This is a genomic window from Curvibacter gracilis ATCC BAA-807 (assembly GCF_000518645.1).
GTDB lineage: Bacteria > Pseudomonadota > Gammaproteobacteria > Burkholderiales > Burkholderiaceae_C > Curvibacter > Curvibacter gracilis.
This window is the reverse complement of sequence record NZ_KI912466.1, coordinates 557,819-579,024: the sequence shown is the minus strand read 5'-3', so window position 1 is coordinate 579,024 and position 21,206 is coordinate 557,819. Positions and strand designations below refer to the sequence as shown.

Sequence of the window (21,206 nt, the reverse complement as noted above, 5' to 3'; positions counted from 1 at the left end):
CCCTTTATGATGCCGCCCCCTGGGCCATGGAGCGCTCACTGAACGAAATGTTCAGTAGCGGTTATTTTCAGGGTTTGGCGGAGGGCTTCAACTGCAGGTGCACCGGCCCATACCAGGCCTGGCTGTGCGAGCGGGTGTTGTCGGTGTCGGTCATGATGGCCACCCCGATCAGGGGGCCCGGTGCCTCGCCAAAGCAGCGCAGGTAGTCGGCCCGGATATCGCGTTCGTAGTCCAGCCATTGGCCCAGATGCTCCGGGCCGGATTCGAGCACGATCTTGCGGATGCGGTCCGAGCGCGGGCTGTGCAGGGTGCTGTCCTGGGGCAGCTTGTTGCTCCACACGTAGATCAGGGTGGCGTAGGGCAGGTCCTCGCCCGTCAGTGCGCGCGCCAGTTCGGACATCATGGCGTTGCGCGTGGACAGCTTGCTGCGGTCACCGTCAAAGGCCAGCATCACGCGCACCGGCGAGTCGTCAGCATCGCGCTGGGTCATGTCGGCGTCGGTGATCAAGGCCGGCACCTTCCAGGAGAACTTCAAGGACCCCAAGCGCTCTGGCTCCACCCGCAGCACCTGGCGCAGCAGGCTGGCCGAGGCATCGGCCTGGGCTTCCACCGCATCGCGACCGTCCAGGCGCTGGTACTGGAAATGGGTGATCTGCTTGCCCGGGAAGTGGTGGTTGCGCCAGGGCAGGGGGGCCAGCCCCTCGGGCTGCGAGGCCTGGGCCCAGGGCGATTGGGTCACCGCTTCGGCCGAGTAGTCGTGCTCGTGGCCGGACTGCGTCGGTGCCAGGCTGCAGCCGCTCAGTGCCATGGTCAGTGCGCTGACCAGTGCGGCCAAACCCCACATCAGGATCGACTTCTGTCTGAACCCCAGGATCGCTTCCGACCCGATGCACCGAAGAAAATTCTTGTCCACGCCACACACTCCGTTGAGCCGGAGGGACCTCCAGCGGCCCCAGTTTATGCCTGCAGCTTGAAGACCGTGTGACGGCCTCAGACCGCTTTGCGGGAATCCACGCTCAGGCGTAACGCTTGTTGCGCAGGTTGTTCTTCATTTCCTTGAGCAGGGGCTGCAAGGGGCTGCCGATGCGCAGGGCCACGCAGGTGGCCACCACGTCGATGATCATCAGGTGCAGCAGGCGCGACACCATGGGGCTGTAGCGGTCATAGCCCTCGGGGTGGTCGGCGGCCAGGTGGATGTGCCCGGCCGAAGCCAGTGGCGAGCCGCTGGCCGTGATCACGATGGTGGTGGCGCCGTTCTTGCGGGCGATGTCGGCGGCATCCATCAGGTCACGGGTGCGGCCCGAGTTGGAGATGATCACCACACAGTCGCCCGGGCCCAGCAGCGAGGCGCTCATCACCTGCATGTGGCCGTCGCTGTAGGCGATCGAGGTGATGCCCAGGCGGAAGAATTTGTGCTGTGCGTCCTGCGCCACGATGCCCGAGTTGCCCACGCCGAAGAACTCGATGCGGCGCCCCGTCTTGTACGTGCCGGCAATCGCCTCGGCGGCGCGCTCCAGCGCAGTGGTGCTGGCGTCGTTGCGGTACTTCAGGAAAGCCGCCACGGTGTTGTCGATCACCTTCACCAGCACGTCGCTGGTCTTGTCGTCGGCGTCCACGCTGCGGTGGATGAAGGGCACACCCTCGCTCACACTGCCCGCCAGTTTGAGCTTGAAATCCGACAGGCCGTCGTAGCCCATGCTGCGGCAAAAGCGCACCACCGTCGGCTTGCTGACGTGGGCCCGGTACGACAACTCACTGACCGGCAGGTTGGCGAAGGCCCGGGGGTCGCTCAGAACCAACTGGGCCACCCGCTGCTCTGCCGGCGCCAGAGAGGACATGGAGGCTTTGATGCGGTCTAGCATGGCGGTGGACTTTCAAGGAGCAAAAAAATAGCGGATTCATGCCGTCAACCATTCAGGGTACAACAAGAATCCGCCTTCCATCCATGCCTGGGCTGGCTTTTGCGTTGGATCGCGGGCGCTCAGGCCTCTTCGCTCCAGCAATGGCCATCGCGCGCGATCATGGCGCTGGCGGCGCTCGGGCCCCAGGTGCCGGCTGCATAGGGGCGCGGCGGCATCTGGCCGGCCTGCCAGTGTTCCAGGATCGGTTGCACCCACTGCCAGGCCTCTTCCTGCTCGTCGCTGCGCACGAACAGGTTCAGCCGGCCGTCAATCACGTCGAGCAGCAGGCGCTCGTAAGCCCCCACCCGCTCGCTGCCGAAGCGCTTGTCGAAGTCCAGGTCGAGTTGCACCGGTGCCAGCGTCTGTGTGGCCCCGGTGCTGGAGGCGGTGGCATTGCGCTGCGTGCGCCCCTCGGCCAGCAGGTGTAGTTCCAGCCCGTCACGGGGCTGCAGGTTGATCACCAGCTTGTTGGCCGCACCGATGGGCGCCTTGAAGATGGGGTGCGGTGTGGGCCGGAAGTTGACCGTGATGTGGGCCTCGCGCGCCGCCAGCCGCTTGCCGGTGCGGATGTAGAAAGGCACGCCGGCCCAGCGCCAGTTCTCGATCTCGGTGCGCAAGGCCACGTAGGTTTCGGTGCTGCTGTCACCCGGCACGCCTGCTTCGTCCAGGTAGCCCGGCACCGCCTTGCCGTGGCGCGATCCGGCGCTGTACTGACCCCGGATCACGTGCTGCGTCAGGGTCTCGGGTGTCCAGGCCTTGAGCGAGCGCAGCACTTTCAGCTTCTCGTCGCGGATGGCATCGGCATGGGCGTTGATCGGGGGTTCCATGGCGATGGCGCACAGCAGTTGCAAGGCGTGGTTCTGCACCATGTCGCGCAGCGCGCCGGTGCTGTCGTAGAACTGACCGCGCTTTTCCACCCCCAGGTCTTCGGCAATGGTGATCTGGATGTTGGCGATGTTCTCGCGTCGCCACAGCGGCTCGAACAAGGCGTTGCCAAAACGCAGCGCGAACAGGTTCTGCACCGCAGGCTTGCCCAGGTAGTGGTCGATGCGGAAGATCTGCCGTTCGCCGAAGGCACGCCCCACCGCAGCGTTGATGGCGCGGTTCGAGGCCAGGTCGTGGCCCAGCGGCTTTTCGAGCACCACCCGGGTGCGCGGGGTGTTCAGGCCGGCGGCGGCCAGTTGCTCGACCACGGTGGTGAACAGGGCGGGGGCCGTGGCCACATACATCACCACGGTGGCGGCATCGCGCTCGGCCAGGGTGCTGGCCAGCGTCTGGTAGTCCTCGGGCTGGGACAGGTCCATGCGCACGTAGTGCAGCAGGGCGGCAAACCGCGCGAACTCTTCGGCATTGGGTTGCTTGGGGCCGTCAACTTCGCGAAAGCGAGTCTCGATCAGACTGCGATATTGTTCGTCCGTGAGCTTGTCACGTGCCACGCCGATGATCCGTCCACCCTCCGGCAGTGAGCCATGCCGGAAGGCCTGGAACAGGGCGGGCATCAGCTTGCGCCAGGCCAGGTCGCCGGTGCCGCCAAACAGGATCAGGTCGAAGCTCGCAGGCTTCACAATGTCAGGGGTGCTTTGCATGGCTCGGTAATGTAATTTGGTTTCGTAACTGAGTTTCTTGGTTTTCCCAAAAAACACCAGGAAATTTGCAGTTCTTGTATTTTGTATTGAGAAGTCGATGTAATCAAGTTACCATTTCGGCTTTGCGGGCATGAACAAGTCATTTTTTTCAGGATGTCATGAACCAACTCGACGCACTTCGCCAGTTCACCACCGTGGTGGCTGATACCGGCGACTTCAAGCAACTGGGCGCTTTCCGTCCGCAGGATGCCACGACCAACCCTTCGCTGATCCTCAAGGCGGTGCAAAAGCCCGAATATCAGCCGCTGCTGGCCCAGACCGTGCAGCATTTCCGTGACCGCCCCCTGGACGAGATCATGGACCGCCTGCTGGTGGCCTTCGGCCGCGAGATCCTGGCCTTGATCCCCGGGCGGGTCTCCACCGAAGTCGATGCCCGCCTGAGCTTTGACACCGAAGCCACCGTGGCCCGCGCCGAACGCATCATCGAGCTCTACCAGGCTGCTGGCCTGCCCACCGACCGCGTGCTGATCAAGATCGCCGCCACCTGGGAAGGCATCCAGGCCGCCGCCCAGCTGGAGCGCAAGGGCATTCACACCAACCTCACGCTCCTGTTCTCGTTCTGCCAGGCCGTGGCCTGCGGCCAGGCCCGTGTGAAGTTGATCTCCCCCTTCGTGGGCCGCATCTACGACTGGTACAAGAAGTCGGCCGGCGCCCAGTGGGACGAAGCCGCTTCTTCGGGTGCCAACGACCCGGGCGTGCAGTCGGTGCGCAAGATTTACGAGTACTACAAGCATTTCGGCATCGCCACCGAGGTGATGGGGGCCAGCTTCCGCAACCTGGGCCAGATCACCGCTTTGGCCGGTTGCGACCTGCTGACCATCGCCCCAGACCTGCTGGCCCAACTGGCGGCCAGTGAGGCACCGCTCGTCCGCGCGCTGGACGCCGAAGCGGCCAAATCGCTGCCGCTGAACCCGATTCAGTACGATGAAGCGGGTTTCCGTTTTGCCCTCAACGAAGATGCCATGGCCACCGAAAAGCTGGCAGAAGGCATCCGGGCCTTTGCCGCTGATGCCATCAAGCTGGAAAAGCTGATGCTCGAGGTGTAAGCCGCGTGGCCTGTCCCGGCCTGCTGCCGGGCGGCCGGATGTTTGACCCGACCCACTCAAGGACTGTATGAAACAGCGACTTCGCTGCGACGAGACCCCTGCCTGGACCCAACTGCTGTCGCACTTCGATCAGCACGGGCGCCACTTCGATGTCCGAGCCGATTTCGAGCGCGATCCGGACCGCTTCTCGCGCTTCAGCCAGAGCGCTCCGCATGTGTTTGCCGATCTCTCGAAGAACCGCATCGACGCCCAGGCCGAGGCCTTGCTGATGCAACTGGCCCGCGAGACCGGGCTGGAGGCACATCGCGACGCGATGCTGGCGGGTGAGCCCGTCAACAGCACCGAGGGCCGGGCGGTCATGCACCACCTGCTGCGCAACCAGCCCTGCAGCGATGGCCAGGGGGGCTCGTTGCCTGTGTTCCGTGGTGCCGTGGCCGATGCCGCCATGCCCGACGTCAATGCCACGCTGCGCGACATGCTGACCTTTGCCGAGCGTGTGCGCGCCGATGCGCAGATCACCGACATCGTCAACATCGGCATCGGCGGCTCCGACCTGGGGCCGCAGATGGCCGTGGTGGCTTTGCAGGCGCACGCGTTGCCGGGCAAACGTTTTCACTTTGTCTCCAATGTCGATGGCGATGAATTGGGCGAGGTGCTGGAGCAGATCAAGCCCGCCCACACCCTGTTCCTGGTGGCCTCCAAGACCTTCACCACCCGCGAGACCATGACCAACGCGCACAGCGCGCGGCGTTGGTTCCTGGAGCAGGGCGGGGCCGACCTGGCGCGCCACTTCGTGGCCCTCACCACCAACCTGGAGGCCGCTCAGGCCTTCGGCATCCGCACCACCTTCGGTTTTCGCGATTGGGTGGGCGGGCGGTATTCGATGTGGTCGGCCATCGGCCTCCCTCTGGCCATCGCCATCGGGGCCGAGGGCTTCCGGGCCCTGCTGGGGGGCGCCCACGCCATGGACCTGCACTTTGCGCACACCCCACTCGAGCGCAACCTGCCGGTGCGCCTGGGCCTGCTCGATGTCTGGTACCGCAACTTCCACGGCTTTGCCAGCCGCAGCGTGGCGCCTTACCACCATGGGCTGCGTCGCCTGCCTGCCTACCTTCAGCAACTCGAGATGGAAAGCAATGGCAAGCGGGTTGACCTGCAAGGCCGCGCCCTGGGCTACAGCACCTCGCCCGTGGTGTGGGGCGAGCCCGGCACCAATGGCCAGCACGCCTTTTTTCAGATGATCCACCAGGGCACCGACATCGTGCCCGTCGAGTTCATTGCCGTGCGCGAGCCGGCACACGACCTGCCGGGCCACCATGCCCAGTTGGTGGCCAATGCCCTGGCCCAGGCCCAGGCCCTGTTGCAGGGGCGCAGCGATGCGGGCGGGCACCGGCACTTCCCGGGCAACCGGCCCAGCACCTTCTTTGTGCTGGAGCGCATGGACCCGACCACCCTGGGCGCGCTGGTGGCCCTCTACGAGCACCGCGTCTTTGTCAGCGGCTCGGTCTGGGGCATCAACAGCTTTGACCAATGGGGTGTCGAGCTGGGCAAGCAACTGGCGCAAGACATCCAGCCCCGGCTGGCCACGGGCGATGTGCGTGGGCTCGATGCCTCCACCGCCGGCCTGCTGCGCCAGTTCAGGCCGCGCTTCTGAACCTCAAGGGCCTGACGGCAGGCCCTGGTCCAGCGGCAGGCGCAGGCCCACCTGCAGCCCGTGCGGCTGCAGCGCCTGGGCAAAGGCCTGGCCGCGGTGGCGCTGGGCAATCTCTTCGACGATGGCCAAGCCCAGGCCGCAACCGCCGGCCTTCTCGCTGCCGCGCCAGAAGCGCTGGAACAGATGGGGAAGTTGCTCTTCCGGCACACCGGGCCCGTTGTCCTCGACCGACAGTTCGACCTGGGTGGCGCTCAGGGGCCGCACCCGCACCGTCACCATGCTGCCCGGCCCGGCGTAATGCAGGGCGTTGTCCAGCAGGTTGCTCAAGGCCTCGCGCAGCAGCAAGGCGTTGCCCTGCAGCTTCAAGTGCTCCTCGCCCTCGTAACCCAGGTCCACACCGGCGGCTAGGGCCCGGCTCGTCCAGTCGCGGGCCACTTCGCGGGCCAGGCCGGGCAGGTCCAGCGGCTGCAGTTCCACCGTGGTCTCCGAGCGGGCCAGTTGCAGCAACTGGTGCACCAGGTGTGCGCTGCGCTGGGCGGCGGCACGCACCTTGATCAGGCGCTCGCGGGCGGGCGAGTCCTGCATCTCGTGCAGGGCCAGATCGGTCTGCCCGATCAGGCCGGCCAGGGGCGTGCGCAGCTGGTGGGCGGCATCGTTGAGGAACTGTTTCTCTTTGACCTGGCCCTTGGCCACCGCCGCCAGCAGGCGGTTGATGGTGCTGGCCAGCGAATGCACCTCCTGGGGGGCCGTGCTCAGGGCCCCGCTGGGCAGGGGCGCATGGCCGGGTTGCGGGCTGGCGCCGATCAGTTCGATCTCCGCCTCCAGCCGCTTCAGTGGTCGCAGGCCGCGCAGCACGCCGGCATACACCAGCGCACTCAGCACCAGCCCCATCAGGCCCATGGGCAGCAGGATCTTCTCCAGCAGCTCGTGGGCAATGCGCTCGCGCACCGTCAGGCTCTGGGCCACCTGCACGCGCAGGCGCTGCTTGCTGCCTGGCGAGCCGTAGTCCACCTCCAGCGACACCACGCGCACCGGGCGCTCGTCCACCACCCCGGCGTAGAGCACGGCTTCGCCGGGCTCGGCCTGGGCCTTGTCGGCCGGGGGCGGTGGCAGCTGGGCATTGCCCAGCAGGAAGCGCCCCGGCGGCGAGGACACCATGTAGCTGATGCGGTCGGCCGGGTCCTGCTCCAGGATGTCCTGGGCTGCCTTCGGAAAGTCCACCAGCAGCCCGTCGCCGATCGGCTTGATCTGGCGCGCCAGGGCCTTGACCGACTGGGTGAGGCTTTGATCGATGCCGCGTTCGCCGTTTTCCAGGGCCACGCGCCAGGCCAGCACGCCCCCGGTCAGCCACAGCACCAGTTGCGGCAGCAGCAGCCACAGCAGCAGCTGGCGTTTGAGGGAGACCCCGGGCAGGGGGGGCGGGCGCGCCATGGCAGGCTGCGGCTCAGGCCGAGGGCTTTTCAAGCATGTAGCCCAGGCCCCGGATGTTGCGGATGTTCAGGTTGGACGGGTCCAGCTTCTTGCGCAGCCGGTGCACATACACCTCGAGGGCATTCGAGTTCAGGGGCGCGGCGGCCTGACCCGGCTCGGGCGGTACGGCGCGCCAGGCGGCCAGCACATCGTCGCGGGTCACCACCTCGCCGCAGCGGTTGACCAGCAGCTCCAGCAGCTCCCACTCGCGCTGGGTCAGCTCCAGGGCTTCGTCGGCCAGGGTGGCCTCGCGGGTCTGCGGGTCGATGCGCAGCGGCCCCACGGTGCTCCAGTGGCCGGTGGCGCCCGCCGCGGCCTGCGAGAAGGCTGGCAGCCGGGCGCGGCGCAACATGGCTTGCAGTCGGGCCTGCAACTCGACCATGTTGAAGGGCTTGGTCATGTAGTCATCGGCCCCGGCGTTCAGGCCCTGCACGCGGTCGTCCAGGCCATCACGCGCGGTCAGGATCAGCACCGGCAGGCCGCTCAGCTTCTTGCGCGCCCAGGGCAGCAGGGTCAGTCCGTCTTGGCCGGGCAGGCCCAGATCGAGAATCATGCCGTCGATGCCCTCGCGCCCGAGCACGGCCTGGGCCTCCGCCACACTGCCCGCGCTGCGCACCGCATAGCCCAATTGCAGGAGTTGCCCCGTCAGGGCATCGAGCAGGAGTTCGTCGTCTTCAACGATCAGGATCGTGATCATCGTTTGAGCATAACAAAGGCGCTGCCTTGAAGCGGGCGCTTTCCCGGTCTGTCGCAGGTCTCCTGGGGTGTTGCTGGCGCCTGAGCTGCGCTGCTTAGGGGTAAGTCCTGATGGGGGTATTCATTATTTTAATTAAATTAATGAACGCGATGCGGCGAGTGACACGCCCACGTGTGAGCGATGATTCAACACTACAAGTAGGAGATGAGGGCATGTTCAAGTTGTCAAAACTGGCCGCGCTGGCGGTGGCTGCCGGAGCCGCGCTGACGGTACAGGCCGGTGAGGTGGAAGTCCTGCATTACTGGACCTCCGGTGGCGAAGCCAAATCGGCCGCCGAACTCAAGAAGATGATGCAGGCCAAGGGCCACACCTGGCGTGACTTTGCCGTGGCCGGTGGCGGTGGCGACAGCGCCATGACCGTGCTCAAGAGCCGTGTCGTGTCGGGCAACCCACCCTCGGCCGCCCAGGTCAAGGGCCCGGCCATCCAGGAATGGGCCTCCGAAGGCGTGCTGGCCAACATGGACGGCGTGGCCAAGGCCGAGAAGTGGGACGAATCCCTGCCCAAGGTCGTCGCCGACGTGATGAAGTACAAGGGCAGCTACGTGGCCGCACCGGTCAATGTGCACCGCGTGAACTGGCTGTGGGCCAGCTCCGACGCCCTCAAGAAGGCCGGCGTGGCCGCCATGCCCAAGACCTGGGACGAGTTTTTTGCCGCGGCCGACAAGCTGAAAGCCGCCGGCCTGATCCCGGTGGCCCACGGCGGCCAGAACTGGCAGGACTTCACCACCTTCGAGTCGGTGGTGCTGGGCGTGGGTGGCGCCAAGTTCTACCAGGACGCGCTGGTCAAGCTCGATGACAAAGCCCTGGGCAGCGACACCATGAAGAAGTCGCTCGAAACCTTCCGCCGCGTCAAGTCGTACATCGACCCGGGCTCGCCGGGGCGCGACTGGAACCTGGCCACCGCCATGCTGATCCAGGGCAAGGCCGGCTTTCAGCTGATGGGCGACTGGGCCAAGGGCGAGTTCGTGGCCGCGGGCAAGGTGCCCGGCAAGGACTTCATGTGCGCCGCCGCCCCGGGCACGGCCAGCAGCTTCACCTTCAACGTCGACTCGTTCATCCTGTTCAAGCTCAAGGACGCCAGTGCCCAGAAGGCCCAGAGCGACCTGGCCGCAGCCATCATGAGCCCCGAGTTCCAGGAGGTGTTCAACCTCAACAAGGGCTCGATCCCGGTGCGCCTGGGCATGAAGATGGACAAGTTTGACGACTGCGCCAAGCTGTCGTCGAAAGACTTTGTCGAATCGGCCAAGACCGGCGGCCTGGTGCCCAGCATCGCGCACGGCATGGCGGTGGCCCCGGCCGCCGAAGGCGCCATCAAGGACGTGGTCAGCCAATTCTGGAATGACGACAAGATCAGCGTGGCCGATGCGATGAAGAAGATCGCCCAGGCTGCCAAGACGCGATAAGCGCCCGGGGCGTCTCTCGCCCCACCTACTTTCCCCCCTTGTTGCCCGACACACCCGGCGGCCTTTGCAAAGGCCAGCCGGTCGGGCGAAGCCATGCCCGGGCATGGCCAGAACACCTCTTGAAATCGGAGACCTAGACATGAGCAAGCATTCCTCTTCCCTGCATTCCGCCCGTCTGTGGCAATTGGCCCCTGTGGCCCTGTTGGCCTGCAGCGTGAGCGCCCAGGCGGCCGACCCGGCCCCGTTGTCGGAAGCCACCACCCAGCAGATCGAGGCCGTGGTCAAGAAGACCCTGGACGACAACGGCGTGCAGCTGTTCGGTTACGGCCGTGGCGGCTTCTACTCGGCCTCGGGCAACCAGCAAAAAGGCCAGTACCAGCTCGGTGGCGACCTGCAGCATTACCGCCTCGGCAACGAAGGCGACAACTACATCGAGTTCGGCATCGGCAAGAAGTGGGACCTGGGCGGCGGCCTGAAGTGGGGCACCTACTACATGCCCAAGGTCTACAACGGCAACACCGGCACGGCCCAGGTGTATGCCGACATCACCGGCCTGGAGTTCGCCCCCGACCTGACCCTGTGGGCCGGTCAGCGCTACCACCGTATCCAGGACATCCACATCCTGGACAACTGGCTGATGCAGGACGGCGACAACTACGGCGCCGGTGTCGATGGCATCCGCATCGGCTCCAAGGCCCGCCTCAACCTGGCGGTCTACACCCAGGGTTCGTCGGACAACAGCAACGCCAGCAGCAACAACGCCCGCCGCGCCAACTTCCAGCTGCGTGATCTGCCGGTCAACCCCGGTGGGCGCCTGACCCTCACCGGCGCCACCATCAATGGGCGCTTCGGCATTGGCCAGAACGGCAACGCCCTGGGCCTGCTGCACAACCAGGCCGACTTTCTGCTGCCAGGCATGAACAACTCGCTGTTCGTGCAGACCTCCACGGGCCACGCGGGCCTGGACGGCAAGTTCTACGGCCTGGACAACGCCGGCGTGGCCCAGGCCGGCGCCAAGCAGACCCGCATTGCCGAGGTGATCGACTGGCAGCTGGGCGCCTTCGGCGGCCAGGCCCTGGCCAGCTACCAGACGGTTGAGCCGGACAACGCCGCCAAGTACAAGGACACCTCGATCGGTGGCCGCATGTCCTACGGCGTGGCACGCAACGTGAAAGTGCTGCTCGATGTGGGCATCACCTCGCGCGCCATCGATGGCCAGGCCACCCAGCACCTGAACAAGGGCACCCTGGCCGTGGCCTTCTCGCCCGACAACAAGTTCTGGACCCGTCCTGAGTTCCGCGTCTACCTGAGCCGCTTCAACTGGAACACCGCCGCCGGTGCCGCCAATGCCGCCACCTTCGGCGCCGGTGGCCGCAGCAGTGCCACCACGGTGGGGGCGCAGGTCGAGTACTGGTGGTAAGTGGGTCTGCCGGGGGGGCGCTGCGTGGCGGCCCCCCGGCCTGCGGGTTGGTTCTCCAAGGCGTGATCCGCCTTTTGATGCGGGAGCGCCTGGTGCTCCCGCCTTTTTTGCTTGAAGGGCCTTTGGCATGTCGATGCCCCGTGAGTCATGAAAAATTCCTTTGAAAACTGGCTGCCCCGTCTGGTGGTGGCCCCCGCCTTCGTGCTGGGCTTTGCCTTCATCTACGGCCTGATGGTCTGGAACGGCCTGCTCAGCCTGTCGGCGTCACGCATGCTGCCCAACTATGAGTGGGTGGGCCTGATGCAGTACGACAAGCTCTGGGCCATGGACCGCTGGTGGCTGGCGCTGCAGAACCTGGCCATCTTCGGCGGCGGCTATGTGCTGGGCTCGCTGGCCATCGGCGTGCTGCTGGCCGTGCTGCTGGACCAGAAGATCCGTGCCGAGGGCGCCTTGCGCACCATCTACCTCTACCCCATGGCGCTGTCCTTCATCGTCACGGGCACGGCCTGGAAATGGCTGCTCAATCCCGAGCAGGGCCTGCAGCAGCTGGTGCGCGGCTGGGGCTTCGAGCATTTCACCTTCGACTGGCTGGTCAGCACCGACCGGGCCATCTACTGCGTGGTGATCGCCGGCATCTGGCAGAGCGCGGGCTTTGCCATGGCCTTGTTCCTGGCCGGTCTGCGGGGCGTGGACGACAGCATCATCAAGGCCGCCCAGGTGGACGGCGCCTCGCTGCCCCGCATCTACTGGCGCATCGTGCTGCCGGCGCTGCGCCCGGTGTTCTTCAGCACCTTGATGGTGTTGTCGCACCTGGCCATCAAGAGCTTTGACCTGGTGATGGCCCTGACCGCCGGCGGGCCTGGTTACGCCAGCGATGTGCCGGCCACCTTCATGTACACCATGTCGTTCTCGCGCGGCCAGATCGGCCTGGGCGCCGCCAGCGCCACCATGATGCTGGCCACCGTGGCCGCCCTGGTGGTTCCCTACCTCTACAGCGAATTGCGGAGCAAACCCCATGAGCGTTAAACCCCTGCTGGGGCGGCTGCTGGTCTACCTGACCCTGCTGGCCGCCGCCGTGTTCTTTCTGTTGCCGCTCTACGCCATGCTGGTGACCTCGCTCAAGACGGCCGAGGAGATCCGGGCCGGTGACCTGCTGGCCTGGCCCCAGGTGCTGAACTGGGAGGCCTGGTCCGTGGCCTGGTCGCAGGCCTGCACCGGGGTCGACTGCAATGGCTTGCGGCCCTTCTTCTGGAACTCGGTCAGCATGGCCGTGCCCGCCGTGATGATCTCCACCGTGTGGGGCGCCCTGAACGGCTATGTGCTGAGCCTGTGGAAGTTCCGCGGCAGCGACACCTTGTTCGGCCTCTTGCTGTTCGGTGTGTTCATGCCCTTCCAGGTGGTGCTGCTGCCCATGAGCCAGGTGCTGGGCTGGCTGGGCATCTCCAGCTCGATCGGGGGCCTGATCCTGGTGCACTGCCTGGCCGGGTTGGCCGGCACCACGCTGTTCTTCCGCAACTACTACAGCGCCATCCCGGCCGAGCTGGTCAACGCGGCGCGCATCGATGGGGCCAGCTTCTGGCAGATCTTCTGGCGCATCGTGCTGCCGCTGTCCACCCCCATCGTGATGGTCACGCTGATCTGGCAGTTCACCAACATCTGGAACGATTTTCTGTTCGGCGTCACGTTCTCGGGCACCGATTCCAAGCCCATCACGGTGGGCCTGAACAACCTGGCCAACACGTCCAGCAGCGTCAAGGCCTACAACGTGGACATGGCGGCCGCCATCATCGCGGGCCTGCCGACCATGGCCATCTACGTGTTGGCGGGTAAATTTTTTGTGCGCGGGCTCACGGCCGGCGCGGTCAAGGGTTGAGAGGTAAGGCAAATGGCTTCATCGTTGCAAATTTCGGGCATCAACAAACGCTACGGCCGGGGCGACAACAGTGTCGAGGTGCTCAAGCGCATCGACATCCACGTCGAGCCCGGTGAGTTCCTGATCCTGGTGGGCCCCTCGGGCTGTGGCAAATCCACCCTGCTCAACATCATTGCCGGGCTGGACGACCCCAGCGAAGGCGAGATCCGCATCGGCGATCGCAACGTGGTGGGCATGCCGCCGCGCGACCGCGACATCGCCATGGTGTTCCAGAGCTACGCGCTCTACCCCACGCTCAGCGTGGCCGACAACATCGGCTTTGCCCTGGAGATGCGCAAGATCCCCAAGGCCGAGCGCCAGGCCCGCATCGCCCAGGTGGCGGCCATGCTGCAGATCGAGCACCTGCTGGACCGCCGGCCCAGCCAGCTCTCGGGCGGGCAGCGCCAGCGCGTGGCCATGGGCCGGGCCCTGGCCCGGCAGCCGCAGCTGTTTCTGTTTGACGAACCCCTGTCCAACCTGGACGCCAAGCTGCGTGTGGAAATGCGCGCCGAGATCAAGCGCCTGCACCAGACCAGCGGCATCACCAGCGTCTACGTCACCCACGATCAGGTCGAGGCCATGACCCTGGGCTCGCGCATCGCCGTGATGAAGGGCGGCGTGGTGCAGCAGCTGGGCACTCCCGACGAGATCTACAACCACCCCGCCAACACCTATGTGGCCACCTTCATCGGCTCGCCGACCATGAACCTGGTGCGCGGTCGGCACCACGGCGCAAGCTTCGAGATGCTGGACATGTCGGTGCCCCTGGCGGGCCCGGCCGAGGCCCCTCAGCCAGGGCAGGAGCTGCTGCTGGGCGTGCGGCCCGAGCACCTGCTGCTGGACGACGCCTCCCCCTGGCGCGGCGAGGTCAGCGTGGTCGAACCCACCGGCCCCGACACCTATGTGGTGGTCGACACCTCCTCAGGCACGCTGACCTTGCGCACCGGCGCCCAGACCCCGGTGCGACCGGGAGACCGCGTCGGCATCTCGGTCGCCCCCGGCCATGCCCACTGGTTCGATGGCGCCAGCGAGATGCGCCGGGCCTGAGATGCCGACCATCCCGCCCGCATCGACCGCCCCGAGCGCTCCGCCTCTGCTGGGCCTGCACCACGTCGCGCTGATCTGCCGCGACGTGGCGCGCTCACGCGACTTCTACACCCGCGTGCTGGGCCTGCCCGTGCTGCATGAGCAGTACCGGGCCGAACGCCAGTCGCACAAGATCGATCTGGCCCTGCCCGACGGCAGCCAGCTGGAGCTGTTTTCGTTCCCGTCTCCACCTGCGCGGCCTTCTCGGCCCGAGGCCTGCGGCCTGCGCCACCTCGCCTTGCGCGTGGCCGACCTGCCGGCCTGGGTGGCGCACCTGCAGGCGCAGGGCGTGGCCGTCGAGCCGCTGCGCACCGATGAGGTGACCGGCGCCACCTTCACCTTTTTTGCCGACCCCGACGGCCTGCCGATCGAGCTGGTGCAGTCGGTCGCATAGCTGGGGCGGGGCGATGGGGTAGCCCGATCGGGGGAGCCATTCCGATCAGGCACAAAAAAAGGGCCGCATCGCTGCGGCCCTTTTTGTTTGGAGCTGGAAGGCTCAGGCAGGCATTACATGCCCATGTCGCCCATGCCACCCATGCCGCCCGGCATGGCCGGAGCTGCGGACTCGTCCTTCGGAGCTTCGGCCACCATGCACTCGGTGGTCAACAGCAGCGAAGCCACCGATGCGGCGTTTTGCAGCGCGGTGCGGGTCACCTTGGTCGGGTCCAGGATACCCATTTCGATCATGTCGCCATAGGTGTCGTTGGCAGCGTTGAAGCCGTAGTTGCCCTTGCCATTCAGCACGGCGTTCACCACCACGCTCGGCTCGCCGCCGGCGTTGTACACGATTTCGCGCAGGGGGGCTTCGATGGCCTTCAGGATCAGCTTGATGCCGGCGTCTTGATCGGCGTTGTCGCCCTTGATCTCGCCAGCCGCTTGCTTGGCGCGCAGCAGAGCCACGCCACCACCGGCCACGATGCCTTCTTCCACAGCAGCGCGGGTGGCGTGCAGGGCGTCTTCAACGCGGGCCTTCTTTTCCTTCATTTCGACTTCGGTGGCAGCACCCACCTTGATCACGGCCACACCGCCGGCCAGCTTGGCCACGCGCTCTTGCAGCTTTTCGCGATCGTAGTCGCTGGTGGCTTCTTCGATCTGCACGCGGATTTGCTTCACGCGGGCTTCGATGTCAGCAGCAGCGCCGGCGCCGTCGATGATGGTGGTGTTTTCCTTGCCCACTTCGATGCGCTTGGCTTGGCCCAGGTCAGCCAGGGTCACCTTTTCGAGCGACAGGCCGACTTCTTCAGCGATGACCTTGCCACCGGTCAGGATGGCGATGTCTTCCAGCATGGCCTTGCGACGGTCGCCGAAGCCAGGAGCCTTCACAGCCACGACCTTCAGGATGCCGCGGATGGTGTTCACCACCAGGGTGGCCAGGGCTTCGCCATCGACTTCTTCAGCGATGATCAGCAGCGGACGGCCCGACTTGGCCACTTGCTCCAGGGTCGGCAGCAGGTCGCGGATGTTGCTGATCTTCTTGTCGAACAGCAGCACGAAGGGGTTGTCCAGCAAAGCGGCTTGCTTTTCCGGGTTGTTGATGAAGTAGGGCGACAGGTAGCCGCGGTCGAACTGCATGCCTTCAACGACGTCGAGTTCATTGTTCAGCGACTTGCCGTCTTCCACGGTGATCACGCCTTCCTTGCCGACCTTGTCCATCGCGTCAGCGATGATCTGGCCGATGGAAGCATCGCTGTTGGCCGAGATCGAGCCGACTTGAGCGATTTCCTTGGAGGTGGTGGTGGCCTTGGTGGCCTTCTTCAGCTCGTCGACCAGGGCCGAAACAGCCTTGTCGATACCGCGCTTCAGGTCCATCGGGTTCAGGCCGGCGGCCACGTACTTGGAGCCTTCGCGAACGATGGCTTGGGCCAGCACGGTGGCGGTGGTGGTGCCGTCACCAGCGTTGTCGCTGGTCTTGGAGGCCACTTCCTTCACGAGCTGGGCGCCCATGTTCTGCAGCTTGTCCTTGAGTTCGATTTCCTTGGCCACGGACACACCGTCCTTGGTCACGGTCGGGGCGCCGAACGAGCGTTCCAGCACCACGTTGCGGCCCTTGGGGCCCAGGGTCACTTTGACTGCGTTGGCCAGGATGTTCACACCCTCGACCATGCGAGCGCGGGCTTCACCGCCGAAGACGACGTCTTTTGCTGCCATGTTGATTTCTCCGAATTCAGTAAATAAATTGAGCGGGGGTGAGGCGAATTACTTTTCGACGACGGCGAAAAGGTCTTCTTCCTTCATGACCAGCAGCTCATCGCCGCCGACCTTGACGGTCTGGCCGCTGTACTTGCCGAACAAGACGCGGTCGCCAACCTTGACGGACATGGCGCCCAGTTCACCCTTGTCGTTCTTCTTGCCGGGGCCGACGGCCAGCACTTCGCCTTGATCAGGCTTTTCAGCGGCGTTGTCGGGGATCACGATGCCGGAGGCAGTCTTGGTTTCGTTTTCCAGGCGCTTGACGATCACGCGATCGTGCAGAGGACGAAGGTTCATTGCATCTCCTGAGAGCAAAAAGGGGTTTCACAATCGACCGGTGCACCGCCCACGACGGGCACCATCAACTCAGCGAGCGGCCGGTGCTGTCAACACTCAGCTGTTAGCACTCGACCGCTTCGAGTGCTAATCATAAGGGCTTTTGGGTGGCTTTCAAGAGGGCGCACGCACGGCGCTGTCTTGCGGCTTGTCGAACCCTGTTCTCTCTGGCCTGTTCTCGCCCCGCTCAAGCCCTGAGCATCAGCCCCCCCGCGACCAGGCACAGGGCCAGCAGCGCCAGCCCAAACCCGAGCGCCGCAGCGGCCAGTCCGAACACGCCCACGGCCAGGCCCGCCAGCACGGCGGGCACGCTGAAGGCCAGGTAGCTCAGCGAGAAAAAGCCGGCCATCAGCGCGCCGCGCTCTTCGGGCTGCGCCAGGCTCACCAGGCTGCGCACCGAGCCATTGAAGGCGGCCCCAAAACCCAGGCCGGCCACCACGGTGCCGCCAAACAAGGCCGCGCCGCTGGGCAGCACCATGCCGATCAGGGTGATGGCCAGCCCCAGGCCCAGGGCCAGGGTCCCGCCCAGCAGGGCGGTGTGCGCCGGCCGCTGGCGCACCAGCAGGATGGCCACGGCGCCGGTCAGTACCAGGCAGGTGATCAGCGCGCCCCCCACGATGGGTTGTTGGCTGCCGGTCACCAGGCGGGCCAGGCTGGGGCCCAGCGACAGGTAGAAGCCGCCCAGGGCCCATTGGGCGGTGTTGACCGGCAGGATGCGCAGCAGGGTCGGGCGCGCTTGCGCGGGCAGGGCGATCCGGGGCCACAGCGTGCGCCAGGGCATGTGCCGGCGCGTCACGGTTTCAGACAGGGCCAGTGCGGCCCCGGTCTGCAGGGCAAACAGCACCAGCAGGCACTCGAACACCAACTGGGTCGGTGCGGGCGCGAACTGCACCAGCACACTGCTGCCCAGGGAGCCCAGGGCCATGCCGACCATGGGCGCCACGCTGTTGAGCAAGGCACCGCGGTCGCGGTCCAGGTCGATCAAGGCGGCGCTCAGCGTGCTGGTGGCGATGCCCGTGGCCAGCCCTTGCAAGACGCGGGCGGCCAGCAGCCAGGGCACCGAGTCGGCGCACCAGAACAGCACGGTGGCGCCCATCTCCAGCACCAGGGCCCCGATCAGCACGCTGCGCCGACCACGGTAGTCCGACCAGCTGCCCAGCACCAGCAAGGCGCCCAGCAAGGCCAGGGCATAGCTGGCAAAGACCAGGGTCAGCGTCAGGGCCGAAAACCCCCAGGCCTCGCGGTACAGCGCGTACAGAGGCGAGGGGGCGCTGGAGGCGGCCAGAAAGCTCACGACGATGGAGGCCAGCAGCCACAAGGCGGCTCGGGGGCTCCAGTGGCGGGCTGCGGCGGGGGGATGGGGGAGGGCGGCCATGGCAGTCTTCTAAAGCAAATTTTTTGCGTTAAAGCATTAGAGCACTAACGCATATTTTTTGCTTTAGCATCGCGCCATGAACCCCAAAGCCGGTCTTCGCCCTGGTGGACGCAGTGCCCGTGTGCAAGCGGCCGTGCACCAGGCCGTGCGCGACCTGATCGCCGAACAAGGGCGCGCGTCGCTGACCGTGCCGCTGATCGCCGCGCGCGCCGGCGTCACCCCGTCCACCCTCTACCGCCGCTGGGGCGAACTGGCTGATCTGCTGGCCGATGTGGCGCTGGACCGCTGGCGTGCCGATGCCGAGCCGGCCCAGACGGGCAGCGTGCAGGGTGATCTGCTGGCCTGGGCCGAGCAGTACCTCGAAGAGATGAGTTCCGAGCCCGGTCGGGCCCTGATGCGGGATGTTCTGGCAGGCCAGTCGCGCACCGTGCCGGCCCCTCCCAGCCAGTGCGCGGCCTACCTGCAAGGCCAGTTGGACGTGATCCTGCAGCGCGGTAGGTCGTCGGGTCAGGTGCTGCCCACCGCTCAAGCCCTGATGGACGGCGTGGTGGCGCCCATCATCTTCCGGGTCCTGTTCGGCCCCGCGCCACCGAGCCTGGAGCAGTTGCAGACCTGGGTGCAGTCCTGCATGGACCAGGCTCAGCGATGAGCCGGGCCCGGCGCCCGCAGGGGTGGGGGCCCCGGCCCAGGCACTACCATTGCGCGATCCACGACGAACCGCCAGGCCCCCATGCGTCTCCATGTTGATGAGGAAATCACCTTTCGCAAGCTTGAAATCCTGCTGGCTTTCATGGAGACCGGCAACCTCACGCGCGCGGCCGAGTTGCTCGATGTGAGCACGGTCAGCGTGCACCGTGCGCTGCATTCGCTGGAGGAGGGCCTGCGCTGCAGCCTGTTCCGCCTCGAAGGCCGCAACCTGCACCCCACCGAAGCCGCCTACGCCCTGGCCGAGGTGGCGCGCGATGTGCTGCGGCGCATGAACGAGGGCATCAACACCACCCGCAACGTGGCCGGCTACTCGGCCAGCCGCATCCGCATCGGTTCGCTCTACTCGCTCACCGTCAAGACCGTGCCCGAGGTGATCATCGCGCTCAAGGTGCGCCGGGCCGAGCTGATGGCCGAACTGGTGCTCGGCTCCAACGACGACCTGCAGCAGAAGCTGCGCGACGGCGCCATCGATGCGGCCTTGATGGCCATGCCGGCGGCCTCGCCCGACATCGAGTCCGAGCCTTTGTTCGAAGACGAAATCTATTTCGCGGCCCCCGTGGGCTCGCGCTACGAAGCGCTGGACGAGGTGGACCTGAGCCTGTGTGCCGCCGAGCGCTTTGTCAGCCTGGGGGAGGGCTTTGCCACCTACAACGGCTTTGTGCAGTCGTTCAGCGTGGCCGGCTTCACGCCGAACGTGGTCATGCAGACCGGCGACATCTTCTCGCTCATGAACCTGGTCAGCGGCGGGCTGGGCTGCACGCTGCTGCCCGGCCGGGTGCGCGATGTGTTTCCTGACAAGGTGCGCTTCATTCCGCTGCAGCCCCGGTTCCTGATGCGCCAGACCATCGCGCTCAACTTCCTGCGCACCCGCGAGCGCGATCCCAACCTGCTCACCCTGCTGGCCGTGTGCCGCGGCGCCAAGGCCGCGCTGCGCTGAGCGCAGCGGGCCGATTCGCCCGGCCATCGGCTCCGACACGGGGCCACCCCGCTCACGCCGCAACCGTTGCGCACCGTGAAAACGTTCGCTGCCCAGGTTAATTGATCCAGCCGGTCTGCCTTCCTACGATGCACGCCAAGGGATTCACCCTTGCACATCACAAAAACGGAGACAGACATGATCATCTACGGAACAGCGCTGCTGGCGGCCTGCCACTTGCTGGGCATCTTCATCGGTGACCTGCTCGGGCAGCTGCTCGGGGTCAAGACCAATGTCGGCGGGGTGGGCATCGCCATGCTGCTGCTCATGGCGGCCCGGCTCTACATGCTGCAGAACAACAAGCTGCCCAAGCTCACCGAGCTCGGCGTCGAATACTGGGGCGCCATGTACATCCCGGTGGTGGTGGCCATGGCGGCACAACAGGACATGGTCTCGGCGCTGCGTGGCGGGCCCGTGGCGCTGCTGTCGGCCGTGGCGGCGGTGGCCGTGTGTGCCATGGTGATCGCCCTGATCAACCGGGCCGAGGTGCTCAGCCCGCAGGCGCCCGATGCGGCCCAGCTGAACAACCCGCTCGTGGCCGCCGAGGAGTGACACCATGCTCGACATTCTTGAAAAAGCAGCGCTTCACAATGGTCTGGTCACCGCCTTTGCCGTGGTCGGCCTGATCGTCCTGCTGGCCGGGCAGATCTCCAAGCACCTGACCTTCGGCCGGGTGCACGGCTCGGCCATCGCCATCGTCATCGGCCTGGCGCTGGCCTACTGGGGCGGCACCCAGACGGGCGGCCACAAGGGGCTGGCCGACATGTCCTTGTTCGGTGGCATCGGCCTCATGGGCGGCGCCATGCTGCGCGACTTCGCCATCGTCGCCACGGCTTTTGAAGTGCAGCCGCTGGAGGCGCGCAAGGCCGGCCTGATCGGCGTGGTGGCCCTGCTGCTGGGCACCGTGCTGCCCTTCATCGTCGGGGCCGCCATCGCCTGGGGCTTTGGCTACTCGGATGCCGTGAGCATGACCACCATCGGCGCCGGCGCCGTGACCTACATCGTCGGCCCGGTCACCGGGGCGGCCATCGGCGCCAGCCCCGATGTGATGGCCCTGAGCATCGCCACCGGCCTCGTGAAAGCCATCCTCGTGATGGTCGGCACCCCCGTGGCGGCGCGCTTCCTGCGCCTCAAGACACCGCGCTCCGCCATGGTCTTCGGTGGCCTGGCGGGCACGGTCAGCGGCGTCTCCGCCGGGCTGGCCGCCACCGATCGCAAGCTGGTGCCCTATGGCGCGCTGGTCGCCACCTTTCACACCGGCCTGGGCTGCCTGCTGGGGCCCTCGCTGCTGTTTTTTGCCACCAAAGCCCTCGTGGGCTGAGCCAT

20 protein-coding genes are annotated in these 21,206 nt (G+C 66.1%); 12 read left to right on the top strand and 8 right to left on the bottom strand.

What is annotated here, in order from left to right; translation table 11 throughout:
* Nucleotides 1-67: 67 nt before the first annotated feature.
* The 3 genes from L880_RS0128265 to zwf form a co-directional block, all read right to left on the bottom strand.
* The gene (locus L880_RS0128265; protein ID WP_027478451.1) at nucleotides 68-844 is read right to left on the bottom strand and encodes a DUF3047 domain-containing protein; all 777 of its coding nucleotides are present in this window, start codon (nucleotides 842-844) and stop codon (nucleotides 68-70) included.
* Between the two features lie 172 nt (nucleotides 845-1,016).
* The gene (locus L880_RS0128260; protein WP_019576476.1) at nucleotides 1,017-1,862 is read right to left on the bottom strand and encodes a MurR/RpiR family transcriptional regulator; all 846 of its coding nucleotides are present in this window, start codon (nucleotides 1,860-1,862) and stop codon (nucleotides 1,017-1,019) included.
* A 119-nt stretch (nucleotides 1,863-1,981) separates the two neighbouring features.
* A complete protein-coding gene (gene zwf / locus L880_RS0128255) occupies nucleotides 1,982-3,487 on the bottom strand; it encodes a glucose-6-phosphate dehydrogenase (protein WP_027478450.1) in 1,506 nt (501 codons plus the stop codon).
* A 158-nt stretch (nucleotides 3,488-3,645) separates the two neighbouring features.
* Between zwf and tal the strand changes: the two genes are divergently transcribed.
* Both tal and pgi read left to right on the top strand, forming a co-directional pair.
* Nucleotides 3,646-4,593 (top strand): transaldolase, encoded by a 948-nt coding sequence (gene tal, locus L880_RS0128250; RefSeq protein ID WP_027478449.1) that lies wholly within the window; start codon nucleotides 3,646-3,648, stop codon nucleotides 4,591-4,593.
* 67 nt (nucleotides 4,594-4,660) lie between these two features.
* The gene (gene pgi / locus L880_RS0128245; RefSeq protein WP_027478448.1) at nucleotides 4,661-6,247 is read left to right on the top strand and encodes a glucose-6-phosphate isomerase; all 1,587 of its coding nucleotides are present in this window, start codon (nucleotides 4,661-4,663) and stop codon (nucleotides 6,245-6,247) included.
* Between the two features lie 3 nt (nucleotides 6,248-6,250).
* On the opposite strand, the gene L880_RS0128240 is transcribed toward pgi, so the two are convergent.
* Nucleotides 6,251-7,678 carry a sensor histidine kinase gene (locus L880_RS0128240; RefSeq protein WP_027478447.1) on the bottom strand — a complete coding sequence of 476 codons (1,428 nt, stop codon included), beginning with the start codon at nucleotides 7,676-7,678 and terminating at the stop codon, nucleotides 6,251-6,253.
* Nucleotides 7,679-7,691: 13 nt separating this feature from the next.
* Nucleotides 7,692-8,414 (bottom strand): response regulator transcription factor, encoded by a 723-nt coding sequence (locus tag L880_RS0128235; RefSeq protein WP_027478446.1) that lies wholly within the window; start codon nucleotides 8,412-8,414, stop codon nucleotides 7,692-7,694.
* A gap of 212 nt (nucleotides 8,415-8,626) precedes the next feature.
* Here L880_RS0128235 and L880_RS0128230 point away from each other — a divergent pair, with 212 nt between their 5' ends.
* The 6 genes from L880_RS0128230 to gloA2 all read left to right on the top strand — a co-directional run bounded on the left by L880_RS0128230 (nucleotide 8,627) and on the right by gloA2 (nucleotide 14,689).
* The gene (locus tag L880_RS0128230; RefSeq protein ID WP_027478445.1) at nucleotides 8,627-9,877 is read left to right on the top strand and encodes an ABC transporter substrate-binding protein; all 1,251 of its coding nucleotides are present in this window, start codon (nucleotides 8,627-8,629) and stop codon (nucleotides 9,875-9,877) included.
* A gap of 139 nt (nucleotides 9,878-10,016) precedes the next feature.
* Nucleotides 10,017-11,297, top strand: a complete 1,281-nt coding sequence (locus L880_RS0128225) for a carbohydrate porin (RefSeq protein WP_051443645.1) — start codon at nucleotides 10,017-10,019, stop codon at nucleotides 11,295-11,297.
* Nucleotides 11,298-11,444: 147 nt separating this feature from the next.
* A complete protein-coding gene (locus L880_RS0128220) occupies nucleotides 11,445-12,323 on the top strand; it encodes a carbohydrate ABC transporter permease (RefSeq protein WP_019576484.1) in 879 nt (292 codons plus the stop codon).
* Nucleotides 12,313-13,170, top strand: coding sequence for a carbohydrate ABC transporter permease (locus L880_RS0128215; RefSeq protein WP_027478443.1), 858 nt, complete (start codon nucleotides 12,313-12,315; stop codon nucleotides 13,168-13,170). Before L880_RS0128220 ends, L880_RS0128215 begins: the two co-directional genes overlap by 11 nt.
* A 12-nt stretch (nucleotides 13,171-13,182) precedes the next feature.
* Nucleotides 13,183-14,256 carry an ABC transporter ATP-binding protein gene (locus L880_RS0128210; RefSeq protein ID WP_027478442.1) on the top strand — a complete coding sequence of 358 codons (1,074 nt, stop codon included), beginning with the start codon at nucleotides 13,183-13,185 and terminating at the stop codon, nucleotides 14,254-14,256.
* Nucleotide 14,257: 1 nt separating this feature from the next.
* Nucleotides 14,258-14,689 (top strand): SMU1112c/YaeR family gloxylase I-like metalloprotein, encoded by a 432-nt coding sequence (gene gloA2 / locus L880_RS0128205; RefSeq protein WP_051443644.1) that lies wholly within the window; start codon nucleotides 14,258-14,260, stop codon nucleotides 14,687-14,689.
* 113 nt (nucleotides 14,690-14,802) lie between these two features.
* Here the strand turns inward: gloA2 and groL are convergent, their stop codons facing one another.
* The 3 genes from groL to L880_RS0128190 form a co-directional block, all read right to left on the bottom strand.
* Nucleotides 14,803-16,443: a chaperonin GroEL gene (groL, locus tag L880_RS0128200; protein ID WP_027478440.1), complete on the bottom strand. Its 1,641-nt coding sequence runs from the start codon at nucleotides 16,441-16,443 to the stop codon at nucleotides 14,803-14,805.
* Between the two features lie 48 nt (nucleotides 16,444-16,491).
* The gene (locus L880_RS0128195; protein WP_027478439.1) at nucleotides 16,492-16,782 is read right to left on the bottom strand and encodes a co-chaperone GroES; all 291 of its coding nucleotides are present in this window, start codon (nucleotides 16,780-16,782) and stop codon (nucleotides 16,492-16,494) included.
* 226 nt (nucleotides 16,783-17,008) lie between these two features.
* Nucleotides 17,009-18,196 carry an MFS transporter gene (locus tag L880_RS0128190; protein WP_027478438.1) on the bottom strand — a complete coding sequence of 396 codons (1,188 nt, stop codon included), beginning with the start codon at nucleotides 18,194-18,196 and terminating at the stop codon, nucleotides 17,009-17,011.
* Nucleotides 18,197-18,272: 76 nt separating this feature from the next.
* Between L880_RS0128190 and L880_RS33830 the strand changes: the two genes are divergently transcribed.
* From L880_RS33830 to madM, 4 genes are all read left to right on the top strand, one after another.
* Nucleotides 18,273-18,845 (top strand): TetR/AcrR family transcriptional regulator, encoded by a 573-nt coding sequence (locus tag L880_RS33830; protein ID WP_043330836.1) that lies wholly within the window; start codon nucleotides 18,273-18,275, stop codon nucleotides 18,843-18,845.
* Nucleotides 18,846-18,926: 81 nt separating this feature from the next.
* The gene (locus L880_RS0128180) at nucleotides 18,927-19,841 is read left to right on the top strand and encodes a LysR substrate-binding domain-containing protein (RefSeq protein ID WP_027478437.1); all 915 of its coding nucleotides are present in this window, start codon (nucleotides 18,927-18,929) and stop codon (nucleotides 19,839-19,841) included.
* Nucleotides 19,842-20,018: 177 nt separating this feature from the next.
* Nucleotides 20,019-20,432: a malonate transporter subunit MadL gene (gene madL / locus L880_RS0128175; protein WP_027478436.1), complete on the top strand. Its 414-nt coding sequence runs from the start codon at nucleotides 20,019-20,021 to the stop codon at nucleotides 20,430-20,432.
* Nucleotides 20,433-20,436: 4 nt separating this feature from the next.
* Entirely contained in the window at nucleotides 20,437-21,201 is a 765-nt protein-coding gene (gene madM, locus L880_RS0128170; RefSeq protein ID WP_027478435.1) for a malonate transporter subunit MadM, read from the top strand.
* The last annotated feature ends 5 nt before the right edge of the window (nucleotides 21,202-21,206 follow it).